Origin of the sequence: Streptomyces hyaluromycini (assembly GCF_002217755.1) — a bacterium.
Classification (GTDB): Bacteria; Actinomycetota; Actinomycetes; order Streptomycetales; family Streptomycetaceae; genus Streptomyces; species Streptomyces hyaluromycini.
Genome location: NZ_BCFL01000020.1, coordinates 386,117 through 403,549 on the forward strand (window position 1 = coordinate 386,117; position 17,433 = coordinate 403,549).

The 17,433-nt window shown below is 71.3% G+C and carries 11 protein-coding genes; all 11 read right to left on the reverse strand.

The window, feature by feature from the left end:
* Positions 1 to 2 precede the first annotated feature (2 nt).
* On the reverse strand, positions 3 to 605 hold the full coding sequence (locus tag SSP29_RS23545) for a sarcosine oxidase subunit gamma (RefSeq protein ID WP_089102732.1): 603 nt from the start codon (positions 603 to 605) through the stop codon (positions 3 to 5).
* Positions 598 to 3,852: a sarcosine oxidase subunit delta family protein gene (locus SSP29_RS23550; RefSeq protein ID WP_089102733.1), complete on the reverse strand. Its 3,255-nt coding sequence runs from the start codon at positions 3,850 to 3,852 to the stop codon at positions 598 to 600. The genes SSP29_RS23545 and SSP29_RS23550 overlap by 8 nt, the downstream gene beginning before the upstream one ends.
* An 11-nt stretch (positions 3,853 to 3,863) precedes the next feature.
* A complete protein-coding gene (locus SSP29_RS23555; protein ID WP_245883177.1) occupies positions 3,864 to 5,093 on the reverse strand; it encodes a sarcosine oxidase subunit beta family protein in 1,230 nt (409 codons plus the stop codon).
* 32 nt (positions 5,094 to 5,125) lie between these two features.
* Positions 5,126 to 6,409, reverse strand: coding sequence for a serine hydroxymethyltransferase (glyA, locus tag SSP29_RS23560; protein ID WP_089102735.1), 1,284 nt, complete (start codon positions 6,407 to 6,409; stop codon positions 5,126 to 5,128).
* 117 nt (positions 6,410 to 6,526) lie between these two features.
* Positions 6,527 to 8,992: a GcvT family protein gene (locus SSP29_RS23565; RefSeq protein WP_089102736.1), complete on the reverse strand. Its 2,466-nt coding sequence runs from the start codon at positions 8,990 to 8,992 to the stop codon at positions 6,527 to 6,529.
* 245 nt (positions 8,993 to 9,237) lie between these two features.
* A complete protein-coding gene (locus SSP29_RS23570; protein WP_089102737.1) occupies positions 9,238 to 10,203 on the reverse strand; it encodes an ABC transporter substrate-binding protein in 966 nt (321 codons plus the stop codon).
* Between the two features lie 13 nt (positions 10,204 to 10,216).
* Positions 10,217 to 12,190: an ABC transporter permease gene (locus tag SSP29_RS23575; RefSeq protein WP_089102738.1), complete on the reverse strand. Its 1,974-nt coding sequence runs from the start codon at positions 12,188 to 12,190 to the stop codon at positions 10,217 to 10,219.
* Positions 12,190 to 13,281: a quaternary amine ABC transporter ATP-binding protein gene (locus SSP29_RS23580; RefSeq protein WP_089102739.1), complete on the reverse strand. Its 1,092-nt coding sequence runs from the start codon at positions 13,279 to 13,281 to the stop codon at positions 12,190 to 12,192. The genes SSP29_RS23575 and SSP29_RS23580 overlap by 1 nt, the downstream gene beginning before the upstream one ends.
* A 21-nt stretch (positions 13,282 to 13,302) precedes the next feature.
* Positions 13,303 to 14,772, reverse strand: coding sequence for an aldehyde dehydrogenase family protein (locus SSP29_RS23585; protein ID WP_089102740.1), 1,470 nt, complete (start codon positions 14,770 to 14,772; stop codon positions 13,303 to 13,305).
* A gap of 142 nt (positions 14,773 to 14,914) precedes the next feature.
* Positions 14,915 to 15,751 (reverse strand): methylenetetrahydrofolate reductase, encoded by an 837-nt coding sequence (locus SSP29_RS23590; RefSeq protein WP_089102741.1) that lies wholly within the window; start codon positions 15,749 to 15,751, stop codon positions 14,915 to 14,917.
* 3 nt (positions 15,752 to 15,754) lie between these two features.
* Complete coding sequence (betA, locus tag SSP29_RS23595) at positions 15,755 to 17,425, reverse strand: choline dehydrogenase (protein WP_089102742.1); 1,671 nt, start codon at positions 17,423 to 17,425, stop codon at positions 15,755 to 15,757.
* Positions 17,426 to 17,433: the final 8 nt, after the last annotated feature.

The following is a 17,433-nucleotide window of genomic DNA, read 5'->3' on the forward strand; positions in this document are numbered from 1 at the left end:
CCTCACACGTGTTCCACGGCCGCGTCCAGCAGCCAGTCCACCAGGTAGCCGGCGAACGACGAGCGCACCAGCACCCAGAAGCCGGCCCTGGTCTCGTCCCGTGCGACCAGGACGACCTGGGTGCGGGCCAGCGTGGTCTGGGCGCAGCGGCCGGGGCCGAAGGCACGGGGGTGCAGGTCCAGGGCGCAGCCGTGGGCGAGCAGGTCGCGGGCGCGCGGGCCGCCGACCAGGAGGGTGGTGCGCTGGGCGGAGACGTCGGTGACGGCGGCCGGTTCGTCCCCGGCGGCCGTGCGGATGCGGCGCTCCAGGTCCCGTTCGGTGCCCGGCCGGCCCACCACCAGCCATTCGTCGGGGCCGAGCCACACCGCGGTCACCTCGCCCGCGTGCACCACGGTGTCGGGTTCCAGGGGCAGTGGGAGTCCGAGGGCCGGTCCCACGGCGTCCGCCGCCGGGCTCTTGGCGTCGAGGCGGACGTTCACCTGGGCCAGGAAGGGGAGTTCGGCCAGGCGGAGCGCGCCCTTGGAGGAGCGGGTCACGGCGGCCAGGCGGGGCGCGGCGTCGGCCAGGGGGCTGCGCGGCCGTGCGGTCGGGGCGGTGTCAGCCATCGCGGCGGGCTCCCTCGGGGTCGTAGAGGACGGGACCGGCGACGGTCACCGGCAGCAGCCGGTCGCCGACGGGGGCGTAGAGGCGTTCGCCGATACGGTCCCGGCCGCCCTTGACCAGGGCGAGCGCGAAGGTCCGGCCGAGCGCGGCGCTGCGGTAGCTGGAGGTGACGTGGCCGAGCATCGGCACGGGCGGGGCGGGCAGTTCGCTGTCGGCGACCAGGTGGGTGCCTTCGGGAAGGAAGACGGCGGGGTCATCCGTCAGCAGGGCGACCAGGTGCTTGCGGTCGGGGCGGACGCTGTCGGCGCGGGCGTAGGAGCGCTTGCCGATGAAGTCGGGCTTCTTCTTCGACACCGCCCAGCCCATGCCGAGGTCCTGCGGGGTGACCGTGCCGTCGGTGTCCTGGCCGACGATCGGGTAGCCCTTCTCCGCGCGCAGCACGTGCATGGTCTCGGTGCCGTACGGGGTGATGCCGTACGGCGCGCCCGCCTCGTACAGCGCCTCCCACAGCGGGACGGCCTGCCACGGCGACACGTTGATCTCGTAGGCGAGTTCGCCGGAGAAGCTGATCCGGCAGACGCGGGCGTCGATGCCGGCGACGGTGGTCTCCCGCCAGGCCATGAACGGGAAGTCCTCGTTGGACACGGCCAGTGCGGGCGCGAGCGAGCCGAGGACCGCGCGGGACTGCGGGCCGACCAGGGCGACGGTCGCCCAGTGCTCGGTGACCGAGGTGCAGTGCACCCGCAGGTCGGGCCACTCGGTCTGCAGCCACTCCTCCATCCAGTCCAGGACGGCCGCCGCGTTGCCGGTCGTGGTGGTGACCAGGAACCGGTCGGGGGCGAGCCGGATGACCGTGCCGTCGTCGAACACCATCCCGTCCAGGCGGCACATCACGCCGTAGCGGATCATGCCGACCTTCAGGTTGCTCATCATGTTCGTGTAGAGCCGGTCGAGGAAGAGCGCCGCGTCCGGGCCCTGGACGTCGATCTTGCCGAGGGTGGAGGCGTCCATGAAGGCGACGCCCTCGCGGGCGGCGCGGCACTCGCGCAGCACGGCGCTCTCCATGTCCTCGCCGTCCAGCGGGTAGTACCAGGGCCGCTTCCACTGTCCGACGTTCTCGAAGAGCGCGCCGTGCCCGACGTGCCAGTCGTGCAGGGCTGTGGTGCGGATCGGGTCGAGCATGGCGCCCCGGTCGCGGCCGGCGAGGGCGGCGAAGGAGACGGGGGTGTACGGCGGCCGGAAGGTGGGCAGGCCGAGCGCCGAGACGTCCACGCCGAGGAGTTCGGCGACGACCCCGCTCGCCAGCACGCCACCGGTCCGGCCCTGGTCGTTGGCGGTGCCGGCCGTGGTGTAGCGCTTGGTGTGCTCCACCGAGCGCAGGCCCGCGCCGGTCGCGCGCGCGAGGTCGTCCACCGTGACGTCGCGCTGGAGGTCGACGAACCGGGGAGCCTCACCGGGGACGCTGAAGACCTGCATGGGCGGGGTGTACGGCTGCGGGGCCACGGCGGGGAGGGCGGGGGTCCCGGCGGTGTAGCCCTCCGCCTCCACCGCGCGGGTGCCGGCCTTCGTTCCCTCGACGAGGGCCGTGGCGAGGTCGAACGCCCCGTTCGCGGCGCCCGCGACCGCCACCGCCTGACGGCAGCTGTCGGGCACGAACGTGCCGAGCACCTCGTCGTAACGGAGCTTGCCGCCCGCCTGGCTGAACAGGTGCGCGACCGGGTTCCAGCCGCCGGAGACGAGGAGCAGGTCGGCGGCGAACTCCCGCTGTGTGCCGGTGCCTTCGTACGGGGCGACGGTCACGGCGGTGAGCCGCTCGCGGCCCGCCGTGCCGGTGACCGCGTGCCCGGGCAGCACCTCGATCCCGGCGGACCGGGCCCGCTCGGCCCACTGGCCCGGTTCGGGCCGGGTGTCGACGATCGCGGCGATGCCGACTCCGGCCGCCGCGAGGTCGAGGGCGGCCGCGTAGGCGCTGTCGTTGGTGGTGAGGACGACCGCCTGCCGGCCGGGGAGCACGGCGTACCGGTGCAGGTAGGTGCGGGCCGAGGTCGCCAGCATCACACCGGGGCGGTCGTTGTCACCGAACGCCACGGAGCGCTCGTGGGCGCCGGTGGCGAGGACGACGTGCCGGGCGCGGATCCGCCAGACGCGTTCGCGGGAGACGTTCGGTGGGGCGTCGGCGCCGAGGTGGTTGGTGCGGCGCTCGACGGCGAGGAGGTGGTTGTCGTCGTAGTGGCCGAAGACGGTGGTGCGGGGCAGGACGCGTACCTCGGGGGCGGCTTCGAGGCGGGTGCGGGTGGCCGCGACCCAGTCGAGGTGCTCGCCGGTGCCGAGCAGGCTGCCGCCGGGTTCGGGCTGGTCGTCGGCGAGGATGACGCGGGCGCCGCTGGAGGCTGCCGCCGCCGCTGCCGCGAGGCCGGCCGGGCCCGCGCCGACCACCAGGAGGTCGCAGTGGGCGTGTACGGCGTCGTAGCGGGCCGGGTCGGGGGTGGTGGCGAGGCGGCCCTGGCCCGGGAGGCTGGTCGCGACCAGGCCGTCGTGGAGCTCGACGGTGGTGGCGGGGAGCATCGGCTCGGGGAAGGGGGCCTCGATCTGGACGACCGCGTTGGGTTCTTCGACGCCGGCGGAGAAGATGCCGCGGGGGCGGCCGAGCTTGATGCTGGTGGCTGCTTGGACGACGCCGTTGGCGAGGAGGGCGGAGGCGAGGGTGTCGCCTTGGTAGCCCTGGTAGTCGGTGCCGTCGAAGGTGAAGGTGAGGGGGGTGGTGCGGTCGATCCGGCCGCCGGTGGGGGTGCGGAGAGTATGGTCGCCCCCGCCGCCCCTGCCCGTCCCGTCCTGAAGGGGCGCTGCCCCTTCGACCCCGCTGGGGGCTGCGCCCCCAGACCCCGCTTCGGCCTGAACGGCCTCGTCCTCAAACGCCGGACGGGCTGAGAGAGCAGACGTCGGCCGTGAAGGCCCCGCCGGACGGGCTGAGAGGGGAGCCGTCGGACGCGGCTCTCCCGCCCGGTACACCGTCAGGATCTCGTTCGTCGACGTGTCGCGTACCGCGTTGAACCACCTCCGGCAGCCTGCCGCGTGGCTCCAGCGCTCCGCGAACGGGCCCTTGGGATTGTCGCGGAAGAACAGATAGCGCGCCCACTCCTCGTCGGTGAGGGAGGCCGGGTCCTCCGGGTACGGCACGTGGGCCTGGCCGCCGTAGTGGAACTCGGTCTCGTCGCGGGGCCCGCACCACGGGCAGGGGATGAGCAGCATGGTTGGGCTCCCTAGTGGGCCACCGCGGCCGCGCCGTGCTCGTCGACGAGCGCGCCGGTGGTGAAACGGTCGAGCGAGAAGGGGGCGTTGAGGTGGTGGGGGCTGTCGTGGGCGATGGTGTGGGCGTAGACCCAGCCGACCCCCGGGGTGGCCTTGAAACCGCCGGTTCCCCAGCCGCAGTTGAGGTACAGGTTGTCCACCGGGGTGAGGCCCACGATCGGTGAGGCGTCGGGGCTGACGTCGACGATGCCGCCCCAGGTGCGCAGCACGTGGGCGCGCGCGAAGACCGGGAACAGTTCGAGGGCCGCCGCCATCTGCTCCTCGATGATGTGGAACGCGCCGCGCTGGGTGTAGGAGTTGTACGCGTCGATGCCCGCGCCCATCACGAGTTCGCCCTTGTGCGCCTGGCTGACGTAGACGTGCACCGCGTTGGACATGACGACGGTGGGGTGGACGGGCTCCAGCAACTCCGACACGAGGGCCTGCAACGGGTGGCTCTGGAGCGGGAGTTCGATGCCGGCCAGCGCGGCCAGGACCGAGGTGTGGCCGGCCGAGCACAGGGCCACCTTGCCGGCCGCGATCGGGCCGAGGGTCGTCCGGACGCCGACGACCCGGCCGCCCACCACGTCCAGCCCGGTGACCTCGCAGTTCTGGATGATGTCGATGCCGGCCGCGTCCGCGGAACGGGCGAAGCCCCAGGCCACGTAGTCGTGCTTGGCGATGCCCGCGCGGGGCTGGTAGGTGCCGCCGAGGACCGGGTAACGCACGTCGGGTGAGGTGTTGACGATCGGGCAGACCTCCTTGACCCCGTCCGCGTCGAGCCACTCCGCGTCGACGCCGTTGAGGCGGTTGGCCTCGACCCGGCGGACGCTGTCGCGGACGTCCTGGAGGCTGTGGGCGAGGTTCAGGACGCCGCGCTGGGAGAAGAGGATCGGGTAGTCGAGTTCCTCCTCCAGGCCCTCCCAGAGTTTCAGCGCGTGTTCGTAGATGCCCGCGCTCTCGTCCCACAGGTAGTTGGAGCGGATGATCGTGGTGTTGCGGGCCATGTTGCCGCCTGCGAGCCAGCCCTTCTCCAGGACGGCCACATTGGTGATGCCGTGGTTCCTGGCCAGGTAGTGGGCGGTGGCGAGGCCGTGTCCGCCGCCGCCGACGATGACGACGTCGTACGACCGCCTGGGCTCGGGGGTGCGCCAGAGGAAGTCCGGGTGGTCGGGGAGGTCGGCGCCTGGGGGTCCCCCCACGCCCGCAGGGCGTAGGGGGCGGGTGCGGGGGCTCATCGGGCGTCTCCGTCGTGCGAGAGGTGCGGGTAGAGCGGGTGCTTCGCGGCCAGCGCCTCGGTGCGGGCGCGCAGGGCGGGTACGTCCGGCTCGGGCTGGAGGGCGAGGGCGATCACGTCGGCCACCTCGGCGAAGTCCTCCGCCGTGAAGCCCCGGGTGGCCAGCGCGGGGGTACCGATGCGCAGGCCGGAGGTGACCATGGGCGGACGCGGGTCGAAGGGGACGGCATTGCGGTTGACCGTGATGCCGATCTCGTGGAGGAGGTCCTCCGCCTGCCGGCCGTCCAGCGGGGACTCCCGCAGGTCTACCAGGACGAGGTGGACGTCCGTGCCGCCGGTCAGCACCTTCACTCCGGCCGCGGCCGCGTCGGGCCGGGTCAGGCGCTCGGCGAGGATGCGGGCGCCGGCCAGGGTGCGGGCCTGGCGTTCGGCGAACCCGGGTGACGCGGCGACCTTGAAGGAGACGGCCTTCGCCGCGATGACGTGTTCCAGCGGGCCGCCCTGCATGCCGGGGAACACCGCCGAGTTGATCTTCTTGGCGAGGTCGGCGTCGTCGGTGAGGATGACCCCGCCGCGGGGACCGCCGAGGGTCTTGTGCGTGGTCGTGGTCACCACGTGGGCGTGCGGGACGGGACTCGGGTGCAGCCCCGCCGCCACCAGGCCCGCGAAGTGCGCCATGTCGACCATGAGCAGGGCACCGACCTCGTCGGCGATCCGGCGGAAGGCCGCGAAGTCCAGCTGCCTCGGGTACGCCGACCAGCCCGCGATGATCATCTTCGGGCGGTGTTCCTTGGCGAGGCGCTCCACCTCGTCCAGGTCCACGAGGTTGTCGGTCTCGGAGACGTGGTACGGCACGACATTGAGCATCTTGCCGCTGTAGTTGAGGCGCATGCCGTGGGTGAGGTGGCCGCCGTGCGCGAGGTCGAGGCCGAGGATCGTGTCGCCGGGCTGGAGCAGGGCGAAGAAGACGGCGGTGTTGGCCTGGGCGCCCGAGTGCGGCTGCACGTTGGCGAACCCGGCCCCGAAGAGGGACTTGACCCGCTCGATCGCCAGCCGCTCGGTGACGTCGACGTGTTCGCAGCCGCCGTAGTAGCGGCGGCCGGGGTAGCCCTCGGCGTACTTGTTGGTGGCCACCGAGCCTTGCGCCTCCATCACGGCGACGGGCGCGAAGTTCTCGGAGGCGATCATCTCCAGGGTGGACTGCTGCCGGTCCAGCTCGGCACGGAGCGCGGCATGAACCTCGGGGTCGAGCTCGGCCAGGGGCGTGTTCAACGCGTTCATGCGGGTTTCCCGATCCTTTCAAACGACCTTGGCGAGGGCGCGCCCCAAAGGGGCGCGGGGAACTGCGCGACCAGCCACGACGTACCCGCAGCCGAACAACGACGCCACCGCGATCCGTCACCCACGGAGCCGACTCATCGCCGGGTCGAACAACGGCTCCTCGGCCACCACCGCGTCCACACGCCGGTCGAAGTACCCGATCTGCACCCCGGTCCCGGGCACCGCCAGCTCCGTCGGCAGCCACGCGTACGCGATCCCCTTGCCGACCGTGTAGCCGTAGGCCGCGCTGGTCACGTAGCCGACGGCGCGGTCACCGTCGTACACCGGCTCCTTGCCCATCACGACGGCCCGCGGGTCCTCGATCGTGAGGCAGCTCAGCCGGCGCCGCACGTCCGCCCCGCGCCGCTCCAGCGCGGCCTTGCCGACGAAGTCGCCCTTGTCGGGCTTGACGGCGAAGCCGACGCCGGCCTCGTAGGGGTCGTGCTCGTAGGTCATGTCGGTGCCGAAGGAGCGGTAGCCCTTCTCCAGGCGGAGGCTGTTGAAGGCGCCGCGGCCGGCGATGATCCCGCCGAGCGGCTCGGCCGCCTGCCAGAGGGTGTCCCAGAGCTTCTGGCCCTGGTCGGCGGTGGTGTACAGCTCCCAGCCGAGTTCGCCGACGTACGACAGCCGCATCGCGGTGACCGGCACCGAGCCGATGTAGGCGCGCTTGGCGCGGAAGTACTTGAGGCCGTCGTTGGAGAAGTCCTCGTCGGTGAGCGGCTGGAGGACCTCGCGTGCAAGGGGGCCCCAGAGGCCGATGCAGCAGGTGCCGGGGGTGATGTCGCGGACCTGGACGGTGCCTCCCCCAGCTACCGCTGGGAGGTGCCCCCAGGCCGGGAGGTGGCGGGTGAACCAGTCGAGGTCGAGGTTGCCGTTGGCGCCGACCTGGAAGAGGTCGCGGGCGAGGCGGGCGACGGTGATGTCGCTGCGGATGCCGCCGTCGCGGTCGAGGAGCAGGGTGTAGGTCACCGAGCCGACGGACTTGGCGACCTTGCCGGTGACCAGGCCCTCCAGGAAGTCGGCGGCGCCGGGGCCGCTCACCTCCAGGCGCTTGAGGGCGGTCATGTCGTACATCGCGACGGTCTCGCGGGTGACCTGGGCCTCGGCGCCGACGATGGGTGACCAGTAGCGCGCGGCCCAGTCGTTGGGGGTGGGGATCGAACGGCCTTCGAGCAGGCCCGCGTTCGCCTCGTACCACTGGGGGCGCTCCCAGCCGTTCGCCTCCAGGAAGAACGCGCCGTGCTCCTGCTGGCGGGCGTGGAAGGGGCTGGTGCGGATCGGGCGCGGCTTCCCGGACGGCTGGAGGGGGTGGAGGATGTCGTAGACCTCGACGAAGTTCTGGCAGTCGCGGGCCAGGACGTACTCCGGGGCGAGCTGGTGCGGCTCGAAGCGGTTGACGTCGCACTCGTGGAGGTCGAAGGACGAGCAGTGGCCGTCGACCAGCCACTCGGCGACCGCGCGGCCGACGCCCGCGGAGTGGGTGACCCAGACGGCCTCGGCGACCCAGAAGCCCTTGACGTCCGGGGACTCGCCGAGCAGCGGGTAGCCGTCGGTGGTGAAGGAGAAGAGGCCGTTGATGCCCTCCTCGACCTTGGCCTCGCGGGTCGCGGGGAGGAGGGACTGGGTCTCGGTCCAGGCGTCCGCGAAGTCCTCCTCGGTGAACTTCAGGACGGAGGGCATCTGGTCGGCCTCGTCCACGGAGAGGATGTCGTCGGCGGAGACCGGCATGGGGCGGTGGCCGTAGTAGCCGATGCCGAGGGCGTCGAAGCGGTCGCGGTAGTAGAGGTCGGCGTCCTGGTGGCGCAGGATCGGGCGGACCGCCTCCTCGGTCTGGCCGGCCAGGGCGGGGACCGGGCCGGTCCAGGCGAGCTGGTGGGCGAGCGGGGTGAGCGGGAGGTTCATCCCGACCATACGGGCGATCTTGGGGCCCCAGATGCCGGCGCAGCACACGACGATGTCGGCGGGGATCTCGCCCTGGTCGGTCAGCACGGCGGTGACGGCGCCCTCGCTCTGCCGTACGTCCAGGACCTCGTGGCGGGCGAGGAAGCGGACGCCTCGCTCGGTGGCCCGGCGGATCTGGGCCTCGACGGCGAGGACGGCCTTGGCGAGGCCGTCGGTGGGGACCAGGAGGCCGCCGAGGACCCGGTCGCGGTTGACCAGCGGGTGCTGTGCCACGCACTCGTCGGGGGTCAGCAGGCGCGCCTCGATGCCCCAGGCGGTGATCCAGCCGTGCCGGCGGTGGAGTTCGGTGAGGCGCTCGGGGGTGGTGGCCACTTCGAGGCCGCCGACCTGGAGGAAGCAGGGCTTGCCGTCGACGTCGAGGGAGCAGAACTTCTCGACGGTGTAGCGGGCCAGCTCCGTCATGGTCTTCGAGGGGTTCGTCTGGAAGACCAGGCCGGGGGCGTGTGAAGAGGAGCCCCCCGTGGCCGGAAGGGGGCCCTGGTCGACCACGGTCACCTCGGTCCAGCCGCGCGCGGAGATCTCGTCCGCGAGGGCCGCTCCCACGACGCCCGCTCCGATGATGACCACTCGGGGTCCCGCCATCGCCCAACCTCCGAACTTGAGACCGGTGCAGTTGCTTTGTGCGCAACGTGATTCAGGCTGCGCAACTCAATGTGCCCGCCGGAAAGGAGGGGTGTCAAGAGGGTGGTGACCTAGCGGAACGGCCCGCAGGACGGCCCGCGGAACGGCCCCTGCCGTGGCCGGAAAGCGGCAACGCCCGGCGGGCGGCGCGCACAGCTGCGCACCGCCCGCCGGGCGTCCCGGAACGATTCCTCCCGCGGCCCTCGCTACTTGAGCCAGGCCTTGACCTTGTCGGGGTTGGCGTCGACCCACTTCTTCGCCGCCGCGTCGTCCGACAGCTTGTCCACCGCGATGTACTTGGCCACGGTGTTCTGGTCGTCGTTGGTCCAGTTGAAGTTCTTCACCAGGTCGTACGCCGGGCTGCCCGACTTGGCGAAGCTCGCGCTGACGATCTTGTCGAGGTCGTAGACGGGGTAGTCGCAGGCGACCTTCGCCGCGTCGGCGTCGCAACCCGTCGTGTACGCCGGCAGGGAGACCTTCTTCAGCGGCACCTCGGACAGGAACCACTGCGGCTCGTAGAAGTAGCCGATCAGCCACTGCTTGTTCTTCTCGGCCGTTCTGAAGGCCTGGATGAGCGCGGTCTCGCTGCCCGCGTACACCACCTTGAAGTCCAGCTTCAGGTTCTTCACCAGGGCGGCGTCGTTAGTGACGTACGACGGGTCGCCGTCGAGCAGCTGCCCCTTGCCGCCCGACTCGGACGTCTTGAAGTTGGACGCGTACTTGTCGAGGTTCTTCCAGTCGAGGATGTCGGGGTGCGCCTTGGCCAGCCACGGCGGCACGTACCAGCCGATGATGCCCTTGTTGCCGGTGGAGCCGGCCTCGACGGCCGTCTTCTGCCCGGTGATGTACTTCTTCTTCAGATCGTCGTGGCCCCAGTTCTCCAGGACGGCGTCGATCTCGCCGGTCCCGAAGCCCTGCCAGGCGATCTCCTCCTTCAGGTCCTTCTTGCTGACCGTACAGCCGAGGTCGTGCTGCGCGACGTACGCGACGACCGCCGCGTCCGCCTCGTAGCCCACCCAGGGGTTGACGGCCAGGTTGAAGGTGCCGCACTTGCCGCCCGAGGACGTCGAGCCGGCGGAACTGCTGTCGCCGACCTTCGCCCCGCCGCAGGCGGTGAGGGTGAGGCCGAGGACGGCCAGGCCGGCCGCGCCGGCTCGCCAGTGTTGTGCCATGGTGTCGAGCTCCTTATGCCCTGGTGCGTCGTGCCGCAGCCTGAGTGATCCGGTCGAACATGACTCCGAGCAGTACGATGGCGAGCCCTGCCGCCAGCCCCTTGCCGTACAGCTCGCCCTGCGAGAAACCGGCCACGACGTCGTAGCCGAGGGCGCCGGCCCCTACCAGGCCGCCCAACACAACCATCGACAGCACGTAGATCAGGCCCTGGTTGGTCGCGAGGGTCAGGGCGCCGCGTGCCATCGGCAGCTGGACTTTGGTGATGATCTGCCAGGTGTTGCACCCGGCGGAGGTGGCCGCCTCCACGGTGGACTCGGGCACGTTCCGCACCCCGTCCGCGATGATCTTGATCGCGACGGGTGCCGCGTAGACGACGCCCGCGATGATCGCCGTGAAGCGGGTGGCGCCGAAGAGCGCCAGGAACGGCACCAGATAGACGAACGGCGGCATGACCTGCGCGGCGTCCAGGGTGGGCCGGAGCAGCCCGTCCACCAGAGCGCTGCGGCCCATCCACACGCCGAAAACAACGCCGGCCAGCATCGTCAGGACGGTGGCCACGGCGGTCGAGGCGAGGGTGGTCATGCTGTCCGACCAGAGTCCGGTGCCGACAAGGAGCCCGACGCACACGGCCGCCGTGACCCCGGCCCGCCAGCCGCCGAGGACCGCGCCGAGCGCGACCAGGACGGCGCCGACCAGCCACCACGGGGAGTCGGTGAGCAGGGTCTGGAAGGGGTTGAGCAGGCCGTTGGTGAGGGCGTCCCGCAGGGCGTTGGTGAGGCCGAAGAGATGGTCCTGCATCCAGGTGGTCGCGGTGTCGGCCCCGCTCGCGAGGTGGCTGCCGACGGTGCCGTCACCGGGGAACTCGGCCGCCCAGACGTAGGTGTGGGAGAGGTAGACCAGGACGGCGGCGGCGACCCCGCCCGCCCCGAGCAGCGGGCGGCGCCACTTCAGGAACCACCCGTCCGTGCGGCGGGCCTCGGTGCGCGCGGCGGCCGCCGTGGTGACCCGGTCGAGCACGATCGCCATCACGACGATGGCGAGGCCGGCGTTGAAGGCGGTGCCGACGTCGAGGGACGTGAGGGCCTGCATGACGGTCTTGCCGAGGCCGGGCGCGTCGATCAGGGCGGCGATGGTGACCATGGCCAGGGCGGCCATGATGGTCTGGTTGACGCCCATGACGACCGTGCGCTTCGACATCGGCAGCAGCACCTTCACCAGTTGCTGCATGCGGGTGGCGCCGAGCGAGTCGGCCGCCTCGACGGTGGTCTCGGGCACCGAGCGGATGGCGTGCGCGGTGATGCGGATGGCGGGCGGGGCCGCGTAGATGACCGTGGTGATCACGGCGGAGGCTCCGCCGATGAGGAAGATCAGGGTCAGCGGGGCGAGGTAGACGAAGGTCGGCATCGTCTGCATGAAGTCCAGGAAGGGCGTCATGATCCGGTTGACCCGGTCGGAGAGCCCCGCCCACACGCCGAGCGGGATGCCGATGAGCAGGGCCACCAGGACCGCCGACAGGGTCAGCGCCAGGGTGTCCATGCTCTCCTGCCACAGGCCCTGCAGCCCGAAGAAGGTGAAGCCGGCGACGGCCAGCAGGGCGACCCGCCAGTTGCCGACGGCCCAGGAGACGTAGCCGGTGACTCCGACGACGCCGAGCCAGCCGATCTGCGGAACCGGACGGCCGTCGGCCGGCTGGGAGATCAGCGACTGGACGAAGGTCACCAGGTTGTCGATGACCAGCCGGATCTCGTTGAAGAAGTACAGGAAGAGCGGGTTGGAGTTGCGGTTGGCGCCGATGCTGTCGTTGACGTCGTTCAGCCAGCGGTGCAGAGCGGTGAGGTCGGCGGCGGCCAGGGTCAGGGTCTGCCGGCCGCGCAGCGCGGCGAAGAGCACCAGCCAGACGACCAGGATCGCCGCCACCACCATCGGGCGGCTGACCTTCCTGCGTATCGTCGCGACCGGCACGGTCGCGTCGGCGACGGCTGCCATCACGCGCCGCCTTCCTGCCCGGCGACCACGGAGAGGATCTCCTCGTCGCCGACGATGCCCAGCAGCTTGCCGTTCTCGACGACCTTGACCGGCTTCTCGGCGGCGAGCACCGCCCGGGTCGCCTCGCGTACGACGACGTCCGGGCCCAGCTCCGGTCCGTCCAGGGCGTCGTCGGGCTCGGCGGGCCGCATGATCCAGCGCAGGGTGAGGACGTCGCCGCGCGGCACGTCCTTGACGAAGTCCCGTACGTAGTCGTCCGCCGGGGCGCCCACCAGTTCGTCACCGGTGCCGCACTGGACCATCTTGCCGTCCCGCATGATCAGGATGCGGTCGCCGAGCTTGAGGGCCTCGGAGAGGTCGTGGGTGATGAAGACCATGGTCTTGCCGACCTCGTGGTGCAGGCGGATGACCTCGCTCTGCATGTCGCGGCGGATCAGCGGGTCCAGCGCGGAGAACGGTTCGTCGAAGAAAAGGACGTCGGGGTCTCCGGCGAGGGCGCGGGCGAGGCCGACGCGCTGCTGCATACCGCCGGAGAGCTGGTCGGGGTAGGAGTTCTCGTAGCCGGCGAGGCCCACCAGTTCGACGGTCTCCATCGCGCGTTTCATGCGTTCGGCCTTGCTCATGCCCCGGATCTCCAGGCCGAACGCCACGTTGTCGACGACCTTGCGGTGCGGCAGCAGACCGAAGTGCTGGAAGACCATGGAGAACTTGCTGCGCCGCAGTTCCCGCAGCCGCCGGGCGTCGGCGTCCCGGATGTCCTCGCCCTCGAAGACGATCTCGCCGGCGGTGGGTTCGATCAGCCGGGTCAGACATCGCACCAGGGTGGACTTGCCGGACCCGGACAGGCCCATGACGACGAAGACCTCGCCGGGCGACACCTCGAAGTTGACGTCCCGGACGGCGGCGGTGCAGCCGGTGCGGTCCATCAGCTCGCGGCGGGTGAGCCCGCACAGCTCCTCGGAGCCCGGCACCTCGTCGGCCTTCGGCCCGAACACCTTCCACAGCCGGCGCACGGAGATGACCGGGGTGCCGTCCCGGGGGTCCTCGGACGTGTCGCGCGGCCGCGACACCTCGGTCTGGGCTGGGGTCATGGTGGGGACCTCTCTTCGGCGTCAGCCGCGGAACCAGTGCTGCGGCCGGGGTTGGATGTTCTGCCAGACGTGCTTGGGCTCTCGGTACTCGTCCAGGCCGGTCGGTCCCAGCTCGCGGCCCACGCCCGAGTGCCCGAAGCCACCCCATTCCGCCTGCGGCACATAGGGGTGGTAGTCGTTGATCCACACGGTGCCGTGGCGCAGCCTGCGGGCGACCCGCTGGGCCTTGCCCGCGTCCTGCGTCCAGACGGCCCCGGCGAGGCCGTACTCCGTGTCGTTGGCGATGCGGACGGCGTCGTCCTCGTCCCGGAAGCGCTCGACGGTGAGCACGGGTCCGAAGGACTCCTCGTGCACCACGCGCATGTCCTGCCGGCACTCGTCGAGGACGGTGGGCGGGTAGTAGAAGCCGTTCGCCAGCGCGGGGTCGTCGGGGCGGGTGCCGCCGCAGCGCAGTACGGCGCCCTCGGCGATCCCCGCCTCGACGTACGCCTCGACCTTCTCGCGGTGCTGTGCGGAGATCAGTGCCCCGGTGTCGGCGTCGGGGTCGAAGGGGCCGCCGAGGCGGATGAGCCGGGCGCGGTGGACGACCTCGTCGACGAAGGCGTCGTGGATCGAGTCCTCGACGATCAGCCGGGCGCCGGCCGAGCAGACCTGCCCGGAGTGCAGGAAGACGGCGGTGAGCGCGAAGTCGACCGCGGTGTCGAAGTCCGCGTCGGCGAAGACCACGTTGGGGTTCTTGCCGCCCAGCTCCAGCGCGACCTTCTTCACGGTCGCCGCGGCGGTGGCCATGATCCGCTTGCCGGTCTCCAGGCCGCCGGTGAAGGACACCATGTCGACGGCGGGGTCCTCGGAGAGCGCGGCACCGGCCTCGGGTCCGGCGCCGAGGACGAGGTTGCCGGCACCCGGCGGGAGTCCGGCCTCCTCCAGCGCCTTCAGCAGCAGGATCGAGGTGGAGGGGGTGAGCTCGCTGGGCTTCAGGACGAACGTGTTGCCCGCGACCAGGGCGGGCGCGACCTTCCAGCTGGCCTGCAGCAGCGGGTAGTTCCACGGGGTGATCAGGCCGCACACGCCGACCGGCTCGTAGACGACACGGCTGACGGCGTCCTCACGTCCGGTGTCGATCACCCGGCCGGCGTCGGTGCCGGCGATGCCGCCGTAGTGGCGGAGGCAGGAGACGACGTCGGCGATGTCGTACTCGCTCTCCACCAGGCGCTTGCCGGTGTCCAGGGACTCGGCCCGGGCGAACTCCTTGGCGTCGCGCTCGATGATGTCGGCGGTGCGCAGCAGCAGCGCGCCGCGCTCACGCTCGGGGGTGTGCGGCCAGGGGCCCTCGTCGAACGCGCGCCGGGCCGCGCCGATCGCCGCCTCGGTGTCGGGGCGGGTCGCCTCCGATACCGTCGCGACGAGTGTGCCGTCCGCCGGACAGCGGATCTCGCGGTGGCCGCCGGCCACCGCGGCGCGCCATTTCCCATCCACATACAGATCTGCCACGGCCGCGCCCTTCGAGCCCGAATTCGTTGCGCATTGTGCATTGGATTGCTTTTGGTGGAACACCCTGACCGAATGTACTGACAGCCGTCAAGGGCTCCGCGTATCCCGATTCGGCCGCGAAAGCGGCGCCCCCTCGGGCGGGTCAGCCGCCCAGCCGGTCCAGCAGCGCACGGCGCCACCGCTCCGTCTCGGCAACCTGGTTGAAGGTGAACAGATGGAGGCCCGCCACGCCCGCCGAAGGCGCGGTGAACGCCTCTGCGCCGCGGGCGAGCAGCCGCTCCGGGTCGTATCCGCCGGGTGTGGCGAAGCGCAGGAACCAGGAGGCGTGCCTGGTGAGGAAGCGGGTCGACTCCCCCACTCCGATCTTCGTCGCCATGGACAGCAGCTTGGCCCGCTGGACGGGCCCGGCGACACCTATGTATACGGGCAGGGTGACGTCACGGCGCCGGATGCGGGTGAGCCAGTCGCCGAGCACGCGTGTGTCGAAGCAGAGGTTGCTGACGATGTAGGTGGCGTGCGCCCGCTTGTCCCACATCGCCTGGATGGTGAGGTCGTCGTGGATGAGGGGATGACTCTCCGGGTAGCCGGTGATCCCTGTCTCCGCGAAGGGTCTGCCCAGTTCGGTCAGCCGGCGCAGCACCGGCAGCGCTCCCTCGTAGGTCCCGGCGGGCGGATCGGCGTCGCCCGCCGGGACGAAGAGGTCGTCGACGCCCGTCGCGCGCAGCCGCTCCGTGACGTCCTTCAGGTGGGTGTCGTCGCGGAGCAGGCGTGCGGGCACGTGCGGGACGACGCGGTAGCCGTGCGCCGTGAGCCGCTCGGTGAGGGCGAGGGTCGGTTCCAGGCCCTTGACCGGCGACGCCGTGACCGTGACCACGACGTCGCGGGGCACATGGGCGAGGACCTTCTCCTCGGTCGCCCGCGCCGGCAGCACCTCGTAGCGGACGCGGGCGAGCAGCGCCCGCAGCGCCTCTGCGGCCATGGTCTACCCGGCCTGCTTCTGGGCGTCGCGGTGCCGGTAGTACACGGCCTCCGACGGCGGCAGCGGCTCTTTCCCGAGGATGAGGTCGGCCGCCTTCTCGGCGATCATCATCACCGGGGCATAGATGTTGCCGTTGGTGACGTACGGCATCACCGAGGCGTCCACCACCCGCAGGCCCTCCACGCCGTGCACCCGCATGCTCGTCGGGTCGACGACGGACATCTCGTCCGTGCCCATCTTGCAGGTGCAGGACGGGTGGAGGGCGGTCTCGCCGTCCTTGGCCACCCAGGCGAGGATCTCCTCGTCCGTCGCCACGGACGGGCCGGGTGAGATCTCCCCGTCGTTGTAGGGGGCGAGCCCGGGCTGGTTGAGGAGGTTGCGGGCGACTCTGATCGCCTCGACCCACTCGCGCCGGTCCTGCTCGGTGGAGAGGTAGTTGAAGCGCAGGGCCGGGTGTTCGCGGGGGTCCTTGCTCCTGATCTTCACCGAGCCCAGGGCGTCGGAGTACATGGGGCCGACGTGGACCTGGTAGCCGTGGCCGCCGGCGGGTACCGAGCCGTCGTAGCGGACCGCGATGGGCAGGAAGTGGAACATCAGGTTGGGGTAGTCGACGTCGTCGTTGCTGCGGGCGAAGCCGCCGGCCTCGAAGTGGTTGGTCGCCGCCGGGCCCTTGCGGAAGAGCCACTGCAGGCCGATGAAGGGGGCCCGCCACTTCGCCAGGTACGGCTGCATGGAGACGGGCTGCTTGCAGGCGTACTGGATGTACACCTCCAGGTGGTCCTGGAGGTTCTCGCCGACGCCCGGCAGGTCGTGGACGACGTCGATGCCGAGGGCGGCCAGCTCCTCGGCGTTGCCGACGCCGGAGAGCTGGAGCAGCTGCGGGGAGTTGATCGCGCCGCCGCAGAGGATGACCTCCTTGGCGCGGACCTCCTGGAGGGCGCCCTTGCCGCGCCGGTACTCGACGCCGACGGCCTTCTTGCCCTCGAAGAGGACGCGGGTGACGAGGGCGCGGGTCTTCACGGTGAGGTTGGGGCGCTTCCGGGCGGGCTTGAGGTACGCCTTGGACGCCGACAGGCGCCGGCCGCGGTGGACGTTGCGGTCGAACTTGGCGAAGCCCTCCTGCCGGTAGCCGTTGACGTCGTCGGTGGGCGCGTAGCCCGCCTCCTCGGTGGCCTGGAGGAAGGCGGAGAAGAGCGGGTTGGCGGCCGGGCCGCGCTCCAGTACGAGGGGGCCGTCGTGGCCGCGGAACTCGTCGTCCGGGTCGGCGGCCAGGCAGTTCTCCATCCGGCGGAAGTACGGCAGGCAGTGCGCGTAGTCCCAGGTGGCCATGCCCGGATCGGCGGCCCAGCGCTCGTAGTCGAGGGGGTTGCCGCGCTGGAAGATCATGCCGTTGATGCTGCTGGAGCCGCCGAGCACCTTGCCGCGGGCGTGGTAGATGCGGCGGCCGCCCATGTGGGGCTCGGGCTCGGACTCGTACTTCCAGTCGTAGAAGCGGCTGCCTATGGGGTAGGTCAGCGCCGCCGGCATGTGGATGAACACGTCCCAGGGATAGTCGGGGCGGCCTGCCTCCAGGACGAGCACCCGGTTGCCGGGGTCGGCCGAGAGCCGGTTCGCCAGTGCGCTGCCGGCCGAGCCGCCGCCGACGATGACGAAGTCGTACTGCAAGGGAGCCATGGTGCCTC